Annotated in this window: 16 protein-coding genes; 5 read left to right on the plus strand and 11 right to left on the minus strand. The window is 64.6% G+C overall.

Annotated features, from left to right (window positions below; all coding sequences use genetic code 11):
- Window positions 1-11: 11 nt before the first annotated feature.
- From EJ074_RS22170 to EJ074_RS22195, 6 genes are all read right to left on the minus strand, one after another.
- Complete coding sequence (locus tag EJ074_RS22170) at window positions 12-407, minus strand: DUF1801 domain-containing protein (RefSeq protein ID WP_095804317.1); 396 nt, start codon at window positions 405-407, stop codon at window positions 12-14.
- A 33-nt stretch (window positions 408-440) separates the two neighbouring features.
- Window positions 441-890 (minus strand): DUF1801 domain-containing protein, encoded by a 450-nt coding sequence (locus EJ074_RS22175; RefSeq protein WP_095804316.1) that lies wholly within the window; start codon window positions 888-890, stop codon window positions 441-443.
- Entirely contained in the window at window positions 890-1117 is a 228-nt protein-coding gene (locus tag EJ074_RS22180; protein ID WP_095804315.1) for a hypothetical protein, read from the minus strand. The genes EJ074_RS22175 and EJ074_RS22180 overlap by 1 nt, the downstream gene beginning before the upstream one ends.
- Window positions 1118-1178: 61 nt before the next feature.
- On the minus strand, window positions 1179-1589 hold the full coding sequence (locus EJ074_RS22185) for an SRPBCC domain-containing protein (RefSeq protein ID WP_095804314.1): 411 nt from the start codon (window positions 1587-1589) through the stop codon (window positions 1179-1181).
- On the minus strand, window positions 1586-1909 hold the full coding sequence (locus tag EJ074_RS22190; protein ID WP_095804313.1) for a metalloregulator ArsR/SmtB family transcription factor: 324 nt from the start codon (window positions 1907-1909) through the stop codon (window positions 1586-1588). Before EJ074_RS22190 ends, EJ074_RS22185 begins: the two co-directional genes overlap by 4 nt.
- A 94-nt stretch (window positions 1910-2003) precedes the next feature.
- Complete coding sequence (locus tag EJ074_RS22195; RefSeq protein ID WP_095804312.1) at window positions 2004-2762, minus strand: IclR family transcriptional regulator; 759 nt, start codon at window positions 2760-2762, stop codon at window positions 2004-2006.
- A 200-nt stretch (window positions 2763-2962) separates the two neighbouring features.
- Here EJ074_RS22195 and EJ074_RS22200 point away from each other — a divergent pair, with 200 nt between their 5' ends.
- The 5 genes from EJ074_RS22200 (at window position 2963) to EJ074_RS22220 (ending at window position 8157) form a co-directional block, all read left to right on the plus strand.
- On the plus strand, window positions 2963-3940 hold the full coding sequence (locus EJ074_RS22200; RefSeq protein ID WP_129553793.1) for a tripartite tricarboxylate transporter substrate-binding protein: 978 nt from the start codon (window positions 2963-2965) through the stop codon (window positions 3938-3940).
- A gap of 119 nt (window positions 3941-4059) precedes the next feature.
- The gene (locus EJ074_RS22205; RefSeq protein ID WP_095804902.1) at window positions 4060-4593 is read left to right on the plus strand and encodes a tripartite tricarboxylate transporter TctB family protein; all 534 of its coding nucleotides are present in this window, start codon (window positions 4060-4062) and stop codon (window positions 4591-4593) included.
- A gap of 4 nt (window positions 4594-4597) precedes the next feature.
- Window positions 4598-6121: a tripartite tricarboxylate transporter permease gene (locus EJ074_RS22210; protein WP_129553794.1), complete on the plus strand. Its 1524-nt coding sequence runs from the start codon at window positions 4598-4600 to the stop codon at window positions 6119-6121.
- Between the two features lie 15 nt (window positions 6122-6136).
- Window positions 6137-7321 carry a CoA transferase gene (locus EJ074_RS22215; RefSeq protein ID WP_095804309.1) on the plus strand — a complete coding sequence of 395 codons (1185 nt, stop codon included), beginning with the start codon at window positions 6137-6139 and terminating at the stop codon, window positions 7319-7321.
- Window positions 7318-8157 carry a citryl-CoA lyase gene (locus EJ074_RS22220; RefSeq protein ID WP_095804308.1) on the plus strand — a complete coding sequence of 280 codons (840 nt, stop codon included), beginning with the start codon at window positions 7318-7320 and terminating at the stop codon, window positions 8155-8157. Before EJ074_RS22215 ends, EJ074_RS22220 begins: the two co-directional genes overlap by 4 nt.
- 6 nt (window positions 8158-8163) lie before the next feature.
- On the opposite strand, the gene EJ074_RS22225 is transcribed toward EJ074_RS22220, so the two are convergent.
- From EJ074_RS22225 to kdpC, 5 genes are all read right to left on the minus strand, one after another.
- Window positions 8164-8631, minus strand: coding sequence for an NUDIX hydrolase (locus EJ074_RS22225; protein WP_095804307.1), 468 nt, complete (start codon window positions 8629-8631; stop codon window positions 8164-8166).
- 147 nt (window positions 8632-8778) lie between these two features.
- Complete coding sequence (locus EJ074_RS22230) at window positions 8779-9081, minus strand: hypothetical protein (protein ID WP_095804901.1); 303 nt, start codon at window positions 9079-9081, stop codon at window positions 8779-8781.
- 141 nt (window positions 9082-9222) lie between these two features.
- Entirely contained in the window at window positions 9223-9915 is a 693-nt protein-coding gene (locus EJ074_RS22235) for a response regulator transcription factor (RefSeq protein WP_129553795.1), read from the minus strand.
- Window positions 9912-12635 carry a sensor histidine kinase KdpD gene (locus tag EJ074_RS22240; protein WP_095804305.1) on the minus strand — a complete coding sequence of 908 codons (2724 nt, stop codon included), beginning with the start codon at window positions 12633-12635 and terminating at the stop codon, window positions 9912-9914. Before EJ074_RS22240 ends, EJ074_RS22235 begins: the two co-directional genes overlap by 4 nt.
- A 55-nt stretch (window positions 12636-12690) precedes the next feature.
- On the minus strand, window positions 12691-13254 hold the full coding sequence (gene kdpC / locus EJ074_RS22245) for a potassium-transporting ATPase subunit KdpC (protein WP_095804304.1): 564 nt from the start codon (window positions 13252-13254) through the stop codon (window positions 12691-12693).
- Window positions 13255-13265 lie beyond the last annotated feature (11 nt).

The raw sequence follows: 13265 nt of genomic DNA on the forward strand, positions 1-13265 counted from the left end.
AGACGTTCGGATCAGCGCTTGAGCCTGGACTTGTTCAGGACCACGGCCGCGCGAATAAGAGCCTTCAGCGCCTCTTCATCGACCTGCTCGCCTTGCCGGAAGTCGATGGCGCGCCGTGTGTTGCCTTCGAGGCTGGCGTTGAAGAGACCCGTCGGATCGGGCAGTGCCGCGCCCTTGGCGAAAGTCAGCTTGACGACCTCCTTGTAGGTCTCGCCGGTGCAGATCATTCCGGCGTCTTCCCAGACCGGCACGCCGCGCCATTTCCACTCCTCGGTGACGTCCGGGTCCGCTTGCCTGATCAGGGCGCGCAACCGCGCGAGCATATCGCCCCTCCAGTCGCCCAGTTCCTCGATCCGGCCATCGATCAGCTCGGAAGGAGATCTGCTGTCCTGCGATTCGCTTTTCATCTGTTTTCCTTCTGGCTTCGATGCAAGACCGGTTCACATGCGTTCGCCGGGCAGCCGGCTCGCCTGTTTTACCCAGGAGACGAATTGCGCTTCGTCCAGCTGGTCGCCCTCATGGATGTGGAGATAACGTGTGTCCTTGCTCTTGGACTCAACGGGCGGAATGGGCTCGAGCGACATGCCGCGGAAGAACGCCACCTTGATATACCTGGTAAAACAGTGGATGCCGAGAAACCAGCCTTCGCCTTCCATCCCGTAAAACGGCGAGTTCCATTTGACGGCCTTGCGCACCTCGGGCACGGCTTCCATGACAAGTTCGTCGAGACGTCGGCCGACTTCGCTCTTCCAGCCCGGCATCGCGGCGATATAGGCCTGCACAGGAGCGTCTCCATAGCCTTTGGCAATCTGCGGGTTGCCGCCGGAAAGCAGGACCGGCTTCTCACCCGCCGGCTTGGCGGCGACCTTCGCCGATTTCGCCTTCCCCATCAGGCCGAACCCGCCTCTGCGCGAGCGCCGCGCCGTTTGGCGGCGTAGGGCAGCACGAACATGTAGAGCCCACTGAACAACAGCAGGAACAGCGGCGGCAGAGGCGAATAGACCACCCAGGCGGGTGGTTCGCCCAATGCCATGGCGACGAAGTTGGCAATCACGGTCACCGTAAAGATGATCGACAACCAGCGATGCAGCTGCCTGATCGACTTGCTCCAGTCCAAAGCCGCCTCCTCTGCAGAATGGGCAATCTTCGTCACGTTGTTCCGACCCTTCGGCGGGCCTTCAGTCGATCCGCGCCAGGACATCTTCCAGGGCGGTAAGGAACCTCTGCCAGCCGACGGTGGCGCCACGATAGTATGACTGCTGATCCGCGCGGAAGCCCGTTTGCTCCATGCGCAGATGAGTGCCCATGCTCGTCGGGGTGAGTGTCCAGGTGACGACGCTCTCCAGATCCTTGGTGTCCCATGTGTAGGACAGCGTCTTGTTGGGCTCCACGGTCTGGACCCGGCAGGCGACGGCACCCCAGTCCGCGCTGAGATCGAAACGGTGGTCCACAACCGGCTTGAAGTTGTTCTTCATCAGCCACTCCTCGATGAGATGCGGTTGCGTGAGCGCGCGCCAGATCTTTTCCGGCGGGTGACGGATCTCGCGCTCGACGACGACGGAGCGGGTCTCGACCGAAACTTCATTCATTGGTCCATCCTTTTGAGCAGGTTTTCGAGATCATCGAACCGGCTTTCCCAGAACCCGGCCATGTCCCGCGTCCAGTCCATCAGCGGCGCCAGCGCGCTGAGCTGCGCGCTGTAATGGGTCTGCCGGCCCTCATGGCGGTCACGTACCAATCCGGCTTCCTTGAGGAGGCCGAGATGCTTCGACACCGCCGGCTGCGAGACGCCGGCCTGCGCCGTCAGCGTGCCCACCGACTGCTCGCCCTGGCGGCACAGACACTCGAAAATGGCGCGCCTTGTCGGGTCGGCAAGCGTTCGGAAGAGCATTTCGTGCGTGGCCGACATGGCAATCAATAACTCATTGGTTATTGATTGATCTATAACCAGCGGGATATATGTATGTCAAGCCGCTATACCGGTGCGGCCATGATGCGGGCGCTCAAGTCGGGGAGGCGGTGTCCGCCTTCACACTGGCTTCATGCGGCCACGGCGAATGCTCGCCAAAAGCGCGCGTGGCGCGCGCGGCGGCTTCGAGCAACGGGCGCTGCATCCGCTGCAGGAAAGCCAGGTCGACCCGCGCGCTCGGACCAGCGAGCGTCAATGCGCCGACCAATGTCCGGCCCGGTCCAAATACGGGTGCGGAAACACCCGATGTCTGCGGGTCCCGGTCACCGAGGGAGATATAGAAGCAGTTTTTGCGGATCGTCTCGTAAGGCTCGCCCGGCTCGCCCGAGAAGGCGGCGAGCACGCGCCCGCCGGAGCCCGCAAGCAGCGGCAGCACGTCGCCTTCGCGTATCGTGTAGCGGATCGGATGCTTGGACTCGACCCGGTAGAGGCAGGTGCGCACGTCACCTGCGCGGACATAGAAAGCGACACTTTCCCCGCTGTGGTCGGACAGGTCCCGCATGATCGGCAGCAGGATGTCGATCGCCACGACCGAACGCTGGTAAAGCGTACCCAGCCTGAAGGTGGCCGGGCCTACGCGGTATCGCCCGTCCTCCAGGCGCTCCAGCAACTGCCCGCGCATGAGCGAGTTCGCCAGCCGCAGGATCGTGCTCTTGTAGAGGCCGGTGCGGGTCGCGATCTCGGCCAAACCAAGCGAGCGGTCCGCGGAAGTGAATGCATCGAGGATGGCGATCGCGCGGTCGAGCGCGGCAACTCCGTCGTTTGCCGGCGGGCTGGAGGGAGTGTCTGTCATTTCTGCCGTGATTTCATGGTCGCTCCAATCCGGGAGCGACCCGGACAACAGATTTTGGCCGGTCGGACGCGTTCTGTCTAGAAGAATGCCGTTCCCATTGACAGAACGAGGCGACATTGCTTGAACTCGATAAGCGGGTCTTCGCTCAGGCCCGGCCTTGGCAGGCACCGGAGGAGGTGTCGTGATTTGGAGGAATCCCCATGCTGAACAGACGCAAGTTCTTGACGAGCACCGCCGCGGTCGGCGCCGCCAGCTTCGCCGCATTGCACCTCACGCCGGCTTTTGCGCAGGACGCGCCGCAGATCCAGATCTTCGTGCCGGCAGCGCCCGGCGGCGGCTGGGACCAGACCGCGCGCACGATCGACCAGGTGCTGCGCTCTGAAAAGCTGATCTCGGGCTCGCAGATCACCAATGTCGGCGGCGCCGGCGGCACGGTCGGCCTGCCGCAATTCGTCAATCAGTGGAAGGGGAAGGGCAATTCGCTGATGGTCGCCGGCATGGTCATGGTCGGCGCCATTATCGCCAACAAGGCCGCCAACAATCTCACCGAAGTGACGCCCATCGCCCGGCTCACCGGCGAATTCGAGGCGCTGGTCGTGCCGGCGGACTCGCCGTTCAAGACCGCGGCCGACTTTGTCGCCGCGCTGAAGGAAGATCCGACGAAGGTTCCGGTGGCAGGCGGTTCGGCCGGCGGCACGGACCATATCCTGTTCGGCCTGATCGCCAAGACGGCCGGCGTGCCCGCCGCGAACCTGTCCTACGTGCCTTTCGCCGGCGGTGGCGAGGCGCTGTCGGCGCTGCTCGGCAACCAGGTCGCGGCAGGCATTTCCGGCTACGGCGAATTCTCCGAGCAGATCAAAGCAGGCGCTCTCAGGCTGCTCGCCATCTCCTCCGACAAGCGTCAGGAGGGCATCGACGCGCCAACGCTCAAGGAAGCGGGCATCGACGTCGAATTGTTCAACTGGCGCGGCGTCTTCGCCCCGCCCGGCGTTTCGGATGCCGACAAGGCGGCGATGATCAAGCTGATCGAGACCATGGCCAAGAGCGAGGCCTGGGCGACCGAATGCAAGAACCGAAACTGGACTTCGATCCTGCTCACGGGCGACGACTACGCCAAGTTCGTGACCGAAGATACGACCCGCATCGCCGCCATCCTCAAGGATCTCGGCCTCGCCTGATTTCCAGCCTGCCCAAGGTCCGAAGGGGACCTGGTTTCCCTTCGGACCGGTATGACAGCTGACCGAGCAGCATTGAAACTGCGGCGATGCCGGCGATGTCGGCCATCCGGGAGGAGATCATGAGCACCAGCGAACAACAGCCTCCAGCGCCGCGCCTGGCCGTACCCGAATTGTTGATCGGCATCGGGCTTCTGGCCTGCGCCGGTGCCGTCGCCTGGCAGACCCTGGCGATCCCGGTGTCGCCGCTTTATTCCAAGGTCGGCCCGACCGTCTTTCCCTACATCACCATGTTCGGGATGATCGTGCTTTCCTTGCTGCTGATCCTTGCCGCGGTTCGCGGCGGCTGGCAGCCGGTCGAGGAGAAGGAAACCCCCACCGACTGGAAGTCGATGGGCTTCGTGATCGCCGGCCTCCTCGCCAACTTGCTTCTCATCCAGCCGCTCGGCTTCACCGCGGCGTCGGTGATCATGTTCGTGCTGGTTTGCTTCGGTTTCGGCAGCCGGCATCCTTTGCGCGACGCGCTGCTTGGCCTGGTGCTGGCGCTGGCAGCTTATTTCGGCTTCGCCAGGGCGCTCGGCGTCAATATCGGCGCGGGTCTCATCGAGAACCAGCTCAATGCGCTGATCAACACAGTCTTCGGTGCGAGGGGCTGAGATCATGGACACGCTCGGTTATCTCGCGCACGGATTTGCAGTCGCCTTCACGCCGACCAACCTTATGTGGTGCCTGGTCGGCACAACCCTCGGCACCGCCATCGGGGTGCTCCCAGGCCTCGGGCCGGCGCTGACCATTGCGCTGCTATTGCCGATCACCTACCAAGTGGCGCCGGAAGCTTCCTTCATTTTGTTCGCCGGCATCTATTACGGCGCCATGTATGGCGGATCGACGACGTCGATCCTGCTCAACACGCCTGGTGAAAGCGCCACTATCGTCACTGCGCTCGAAGGCAACCGGATGGCGCGCTCCGGGCGCGGCGGGGCTGCGCTCGCCACCTCGGCCATCGGCTCCTTCGTGGCCGGGACCATCGGCACGCTTGGCGTGGCATTCCTGGCACCGGTCGTGGTCAAGTTTGCGCTGGCGTTCGGACCGGCGGAGTATTTCTCGCTGATGGTGCTCGCCTTCATCACCGTTTCGGCGGTGCTCGGCTCGTCCTCCGTGCGAGGACTGACTAGCCTTTTCGTCGGCTTCGTCATCGGCATGATCGGCGTCGACCTGCAGACCGGGCAGCCGCGCTTCACCTTCGGCACGGGCGAACTGCTCGACGGCGTCGACGTCATCATCGTGGCGGTCGGCCTCTTCGCCGTCGGCGAGACGCTCTACATGGCCTCGCGCCGCTATGCCGGCAAGGACGAGATCGTGCCGCTGAGGGGCTCGCTCTACATGACGGCTGCCGAATGGGCGCGCTCGTGGAAGCCTTGGCTGCGCGGCGCGGTGATCGGCTTCCCGATCGGCGCGATGCCAGCCGGCGGTGCCGAGATCCCCACCTTCCTCTCCTATGCGATCGAAAAGAAGCTGTCGAAGCACAAGGAAGAGTTCGGAACCGTCGGCGCCATCGAGGGCGTGGCCGGGCCGGAGGCGGCCAACAACGCCTCGGCCGCCGGCGTGCTGGTGCCGATGCTGACGCTGGGCCTGCCGACCTCGGCGACCGCCGCGATCATGCTTTCCGCCTTCCAGAGCTACGGCATCAATCCCGGACCGCTGCTCTTGACGACGCAGGCCAATCTCGTCTGGGGCCTGATCGCCAGCCTGTTCATCGCCAACGTCATACTCGTCATCCTCAACCTGCCGCTGATCGGGCTATGGGTGCGGCTATTGAAGATACCGGCGCCGCAGCTCTATGCCGGTATCCTGGTCTTCGCCACGGTCGGCACCTATGGCATCTCGCAGTCGCCCATCGACCTCCTCATCCTTTATCTGCTGGGTGCCGCGGGCTTCCTGATGCGGCGCTTCGATTTTCCCACGGCGCCGGTCATCATCGGCATGATCCTCGGGCCGCTTGCCGAAACGCAGTTCCGCCGGGCGATGACGATCGCCAATGGCGACTGGACGGTGTTCTTCCGGCATCCGCTGTCGCTGACGCTCTTGACGCTCGCCTTCATCGGCCTCGCCGGCCCGCACATCTGGGCCTATATCGAGCACCGGCGCAGGCGCGGGCCGGAGCATGTGCCCGGCGACGCCTGAACGGCTCGCTGCGCCATGAACGGCCTGCTTTCCGGCATCCGCGTCCTCGACCTCACCAATGTGCTGGCAGGCCCCTATTGCGCCTATCAGCTGGCGCTGCTCGGGGCCGACGTGATCAAGATCGAAGCGCCGCCGGGCGGCGATCTCGCGCGCCAGCTTGGCGCTTCGCCGGAGCTCAACAGTGCCGGCATGGGCGCCTCGTTCCTGGCGCAGAATGCCGGCAAACGATCGGTCGTGCTCGATCTGAAGAACGAGGCGGACCGGGACCGCTTCCTCGATCTCGTCGCCACGTCGGATGCGCTGGTGGAGAATTTCCGCCCCGGCGTCATGGACCGTTTGGGCCTCGGCCATGAACAGCTGAGAGAAATACGGCCGAGCCTGGTCTATTGCGCCATATCGGGCTTCGGGCAGACCGGACCGATGCGCGGCAACCCCGCCTACGATCAGATCATCCAGGGACTGTCCGGGATCATGAGCATCACCGGCACGCCGGACACCGCGCCGCTGCGCGTCGGCTATCCCGTGGCCGACACACTCGGCGGCCTGGTCGGAGCTTTTGCGATCGCCGCGGCGCTGGTGCGGCAGAAGACGAGCGGCGAGGGCGCCTTTCTCGACGTCTCGATGCTGGAATGCACGTTGTCGGCGCTCGGCTGGCCGGTGTCGAACTATCTGACGGCAGGCGTCGAGCCGCAGCCCATGGGCAATGAGAACATGACCGCAGCACCCTCGGGTGCATTTCGCACCGGCGCTGGCCTGCTCAACATCGCTGCCAACAAGCAGGAGCAGTTCGTCACGCTGTGCGAATTGATCGGACGGCCGGAACTGGCGTCGGAGCCGCGCTTTGCGGAGCGCGAAACACGCAAGCGCAATCGCGCGGCGTTGAAGCTATTGATCGAAGAAGCCCTTGCGGGCGCGCCGGCCGCAGCCTGGGAGGAAAAGCTCAACCGGGCCGGCGTGCCGGCGGGACGGGTGCTGACGATCCCTCAGGTGCTGGAAGAACGTCAGGTTACGGAGCGTGGCATGGCGACCCGCTTCCAGCACGTCCCCGGCATGGACAGACCGCTGACGGTGGTGCGCGGCGGCTTCATGGTCGACGGCGCGGCACCGTCGCCCGCCGCCCCGCCGCCGCGCCTCGGCGAGCATATGGACGAAATCCTTGCCGCACTGCCGAAGCGTGACAAGACGGGAACGCGGCCATGAGCGCGCAGAAGAAGACTGGCCGCGAGCGCGGCGAGGAATGGTGGCAGACCGGCATCATCGAGATGCATCCCGGCGTCATCCGGCTGCGCGGCTATGAAATCCAGGACCTGATCGGCCGCGTCGGCTTCCCGGCGATGATCTGGTTGATGCTGCGCGGAGAACTGCCGAGCGAGGAGCAGGCAGCGCTTCTCGGCATAGCACTCGGCGCCGCCGTCGACCACGGCCCGCAAGCGCCGTCGATTGCGATTGCGCGCATGGCGGCGACCTGCGGCGTCGGCATCAACAACGCCATGGCTTCGGCCATCAACGTGCTGGGCGACGTGCATGGCGGCGCCGGCGAGCAGGCGCTTGCCTTCTATGGCGACATCGCGGCGGCGATGGATGGCGGCGCGACGCTGGCCGAGGCGGCAACAATCCGGCTCGACCGCTTCTTTGCCGAGGAGAAGGGTTATGTGCCCGGCCTCGGCCATCGTTTCCACCCGGTCGACCCACGGGCGCCTCGCCTCATTCAACTGACGCGCGCGTTTGCGGCCCGCGGCGTGGTCGGCGGCCGCTACGCCGACATCGCCGAGACGATCGAGGCGGACGTGGCCAGGCGCAAGGGGAAGGCGATCCCGCTCAACATCGATGGGGCCACCGCCGTCATCTATGGCGAGCTTGGCTTCCCGCCGGCGCTGACGCGCGGCCTGTTCGTCTTGTCGCGCTCGGTCGGCATCCTCGCGCATGCCTGGGAGCAGTCGCAGGAGAGCGAGCGCAACAAGGGACCGCTGCCAAGGGAGTGGCTGTGGGCCTATACAGGAACCCCGGCGCGACCTTTTCCGGACGACGCGACATGAGGGATTTCAGGTCGCCTCGGCGGCGGGAATCCGCAAATCCCTGAGCAATGTCGAAAGTTCCGGCTCGTCGATCAGCAGTGCTGCATCCGCCGGCGGAAGCCAGGCCCGTTCGCGCTTCCCGGACTCTTGCCAGTCGGCCATCTCCTCGCCAACGGCAAGGAGGTAGACGATGACGTCGACGCGTACGAAACGGCTCTCCAGCCGCTTCCAATAGGAATAAGTGCCGGCCGGCTGCTTCAGGATCTTCCCCAGCACGCCCGCTTCTTCCTGGGCCTCGATCATCGCCGCCTTGCGCCCGCTCTTGCTCTTCATCGGCCACCCCTTGGGCACGATGAAGCGACGCGTGGTGCGCGATGTGACCAGCATCACTTCCATGCCGCCTCGTCCGTCCAGGCGGAAGGGAATGGCCGCGACCTGGCGGATCCGCTCTCCCTTCCTTGCCTTGCGCACTGCTTTCTTCTTGGCTGTAGCCATCCCAAAATCCGGTCAAGGGCCAAGCCCCGGTCGCGCCCACACCGCGCGCGACGAGGCATCGCCCGTGCAAAACCCCAAAACCGCCGCCCATGCGATCCGGCATTGCCAGCAAGTAAGTCGGCTAAATAATCCGAAAAAAGCGGATTGTCAGCGGCAAACGCGTGAAATTGTGTTGCCGATCACCTGGGACTGGCAACTCGGCTTGACCACCGGCACGTCGGGGCGAGGCTTCGGCACGACCTGCCGGTCCTGCTCGCGATAGAACTGCTGCTCTTGCTGGAACTGCTGCCGCTGCAGCCGGTTCTGCAGCATCTGCAGCTCGTTCTGCTGGATGGCGTTGCGATTTGCAGGGATGGCGACTTGGGCCGAGGCATGCGACGCCATGCCCGACAGCACAGCCGCCGTGAGAACCGCCGATATCCCAATCGTCAACAGGCGAGGGTGCGCCATCGCTTCCTTCCGCAGAAAAAGAACCTTCGCGATAATATAGGGCGTCTGTCCCGATGTACCATGGTCCCAAGGCTGGGAGATGACCAGCTGGTTGATCATCGTGCCAAGGAAAATGGCCAATCGGGCATCGGCGCGCTCGGCTCAGTCAACCTCGCGCAAACGGTAGCCGACGCCGGTCTCGGTCGTGATGTAGCGTGGCTGGTCCGGCGTCTTCTCGATCTTCTGACGCAGCTGGCGAACATAGACCCTGAGATACTGCACATCGGTCGAATCGTTCCAGATATGGTTCATCAGGAACCGGTGGGTAAGCACCTTGCCGGCGTACTGCACGAGGATGCGCAGGATGTCGTATTCCTTCGGCGACAGCTTCACCTCCTTGCCCTCGACCTTGACGATGCGCTTGACGAGGTCGACGCTGAGATCACCGGTCTGGAAGACCGGCTTCTCGCCCTGCTGCTGGAACTTGTGGCGCAGCGCGACGCGAATGCGAGCGATAAGCTCGTTCATGCCGAACGGCTTGGTGACATAGTCGTCGGCGCCGAGATCAAGCGCCGTCACGATGCCCGCCTCGTCGGTCCGGCTGGACAGGATGACGACCGGAATGTCGAGGCCGTCGGCGCGCCATTTGCCGAGCAGCTCGAGGCCGGTGATGCCTGGTAGGCCGAGATCGAGCAGGATCAGGTCGGGCCGCTCCGCGTTCATGAGATCGATCGCGGCCTTGCCATTCGGCGCCTCGGAGACCGTGTAGCCCTGGCTGCCGAGGCCGACCCGAAGCAGCTTGCGGATCGGGGGCTCGTCGTCGACGACAAGGATGCTGACGTTCGGATTGGTCATGCAGCATCATCCGTTTTGGCGGCAGCAACATCCGGAACTTCTTCCGGCAGCGGCATTTTGATGGTGAAGACCGCGCCCGACCGGTCCGAGCGGTTCCCGGCAGAGATGGTGCCGCTCATGGCCTCGATGAAGCCGCGGCTGATCGACAGGCCAAGGCCGGTACCGGCGCGGACCTGGTCGGCCTTGCGCACCCGATAGAAGCTGTCGAAAACCCGCTCGAGGTCCTCGGGCGGGATGCCCGGCCCCTCGTCCATGACCTGCAGGATGACGGAGCCGTTGTCGACCCAGCCTTGCAAGCGAATGGCCGAGCCGGGCGGTGCGTATTTGGCGGCGTTGTCGAGGAGGTTGAACAGCGCCTGCTCGAACAGCACGGGATCGAGCCGCAGCATCGGCAGGTCCAGCGCAATGTCGGTGTCAACTCTGTGCTCGCCGGTGATCTTGTGGGCACGATTGAGCGCCGACCCGACAATGTCCCCGACATAGTGGAAAGCGTAGTTCGGCTCCATGGCGCCGGATTCGATCTTGGTCATGTCGAGCAGATTGGCGATGAAGCGGTTCAGCCTTTCCGATTCCGTCAGCACGGTCGACAGAAGCTCGGCCCGATCCTCCTCGGGCAGCGCCGGCGCGAACTCGCGAAGCGTGCCGGCCGCGCCCATGATCGCCGCCAGCGGCGTCTTCAGGTCATGGGAGATGGAGCTCAGCAGAGCCGAACGCAGCCGATCGGCCTCCGCCGCCAGTTTGGCGCGGTCGACATCGGCGACGAGCTGGATGCGCTCGATGGCGACCGCCGCCTGGTCGGCAAGCGCATCGAGCAGGCGCTGCTGATCGGGCGTCAGCAGCGGCCCCTGCTTGTCGCTATCGAGGCCGACCACGCCGACGGCCGTACGTCCCGTTCGCAACGGCAGATAGAGCCGCTTCGCGCCGGGCAGCGTATCGGCGCCGCGGCCGGCCGGCCGGTCATGCTCCCACGCCCAGCGCGCCGCCGCGATGTCGGCCTCGGCCAGCGTATCGTCCGGCGGGTAGCCGGCCTTGACGGTGATGGTGCCGTTTTCGGGCAGCAGCAGCACCACGCGCAGCTTCAGCATCGAGGCGATCTGGAAGGCGGTGGCCCAAAGCACGTCGTCGAGCGTGCCGGCGCCGGCCAGCTTCTTCGAAAAGGAGTAGATATCTTGCGTGGCCCGGGCGCGCGAGCGGGCGGCGACCGCCTGGCGTTGAACGCGGGCGGTCAGATTGCTGGCGATGACAGCGACGACGAGGAAAACGGCAAAGGCAACGATGCTCTCTGGTTCCCTGATCGTCAGCGTGTAGCGAGGCTCGAGGAAGAAGTAGTTGAAGGCAAGCGCGCTCAGAAAGCAGGCGTAAAGTGCTGGCCAAAGCCCGAACGTCACCGCCGATGTCAGCACCGACAGCAGAAGCACGATCGCGAGATTGCGAACGTCGAGGAATTGATCGAGTACCGAGCTGACTGCCACCGCGCCGGCGACAAAGGCGGTGGCGAACAGGTAGGGCCAGATCTGAAAAGGCTTCTGTTCGGCTGCGGCCTTGACCCTCGCAGAGGCGACCTCCGCGTCGCGTTCGGTGCCGGCAATGACATGGACGCTGATGTTGCCGGCATTGCGGATCAGATCATAGGTGAGCGAACCCTCGATCAGCTCCCGCCAGCGCGAGCGGGTCGGTCGGCCGACGACGATATGGGTGAAGTTGTTCGCCGTCGCGTGGCGAATGATATCCTGGGCGACGTTCTGGCCAGGAATGGTCGCGGTCTCGGCGCCAAGCTGCTCGGCAAGACGCAGGTTCGTCGCCAGCCGGTCCTTGTCCTCCTCGGACATGCCGGCGATGCGCGGGGTGTCGACATGGAGCGCCGTCCAGGGCGCACGGAGCCGGTCGGCCAGCCTTCGCGCGTAGCGGATGCGGGCGGCCCCGCCCGGACGCGCGTCGACGCAGACAAGAACCCGCTCGCCCGCCGCCCACGGCCCGGGAATGGCGTGGGACTGCATGTGGTTGAGCAACTGCTCGTCGACGCGCTGGGCGGTGCGGCGCAACGCCAGCTCGCGCAGCGCCGTCAAATTGCCCGGCGAAAAATAGTTCTCGATCGCTCGCTGGGCGGTGTGAGGGAAGTAGACCTTGCCTTCCCGCAGCCGTTGGATCAGGTCGTCGGGGGTGAGGTCGATGATCTCGATGTCGTCGGCCTGGTCGATGATGGAATCGGGAACCGTCTCGCGCACCCTGATCCGAGTGATTTGGGCCACGACATCGTTCAGGCTCTCGACATGCTGGATGTTCAGCGTGGTGTAAACGTCAATGCCTTGCCTGAGGATCTCCTGCACATCGAGATAGCGCTTGGGATGCCTGCTGCCGGGCGCGTTGGTGTGGGCAAGCTCGTCGACCAGGACGAGCGCCGGCAGCCGCTTCAGGATGGCGTCGATATCCATCTCCTCAAGGGCGCGTCCCTTGTACTCGACCTGGCGGCGCGGGATCACCTCGTAGCCGTCGACGAGGGCCTGGGTTTCTTTGCGGCCATGCGTCTCGACGATGCCGACCACGACATCGATACCTTCGGCGCGCCGGGCGCGGCCCGCCATCAGCATCTCGTAGGTCTTGCCGACACCGGGCGCGGCCCCGAGAAATATGCGCAGCCGGCCGCGACCCTCCCGCTCGGCATGCTCGAGCAGCGCGTCGGGAGAAGGTCTGTTCTCGAGATTGGTCCTGTCGTCCGGCATCGATCCAATCATGAATTGCGCCGGGGATGGTGTCGATCCCCGGCGCTTTGCCTGCCTATTTCAGATCATCCAGCGCGAGGTTGAGGGCGAGCACGTCGACCACCGGCTCGCCCAGGAAGCCGAGCTCGCGATCCGCAATATGGCTGTCGACGAGCATCTTCACCTTCGCCTCGTCGATGCCCCTCGCTTTCGCAACCCGGGGAACCTGGAAATAGGCGGCCTGCGGGCTGATGTCGGGATCGAGACCGCTGCCCGACGTGGTGATGAGGTCGATCGGCACCGGTGCATTCGGGTTTTCGGTCTTCAGCTTGTCGGCGTCGGCCTTGATGCGCTCGGTCAGCTTCGGATTGGCCGGTCCGAGATTGGAACCGCCGGATGATGAAGCGTCATAGCCGTTGCCGGCGGCAGAGGGTCTGCCGTGGAAATAGCGATCGCTGGCGAAGGCTTGGCCGATCAGGCTGGAGCCGATCACCTTGCCGTTCCTGGTGATCAGGCTGCCGTTTGCCTGTTTTGGAAACAGCGCCTGTGCGATGCCGGTCATGCCGATCGGATAGATCAGGCCGGTGAGCACGCTGAAGAAGGCGATCATGACGATCGCCGGTCTGAGTTGCTTGAGCATGGAAGAGATCC

This window comes from Mesorhizobium sp. M3A.F.Ca.ET.080.04.2.1, assembly GCF_003952525.1.
Taxonomy (GTDB): Bacteria; Pseudomonadota; Alphaproteobacteria; order Rhizobiales; family Rhizobiaceae; genus Mesorhizobium.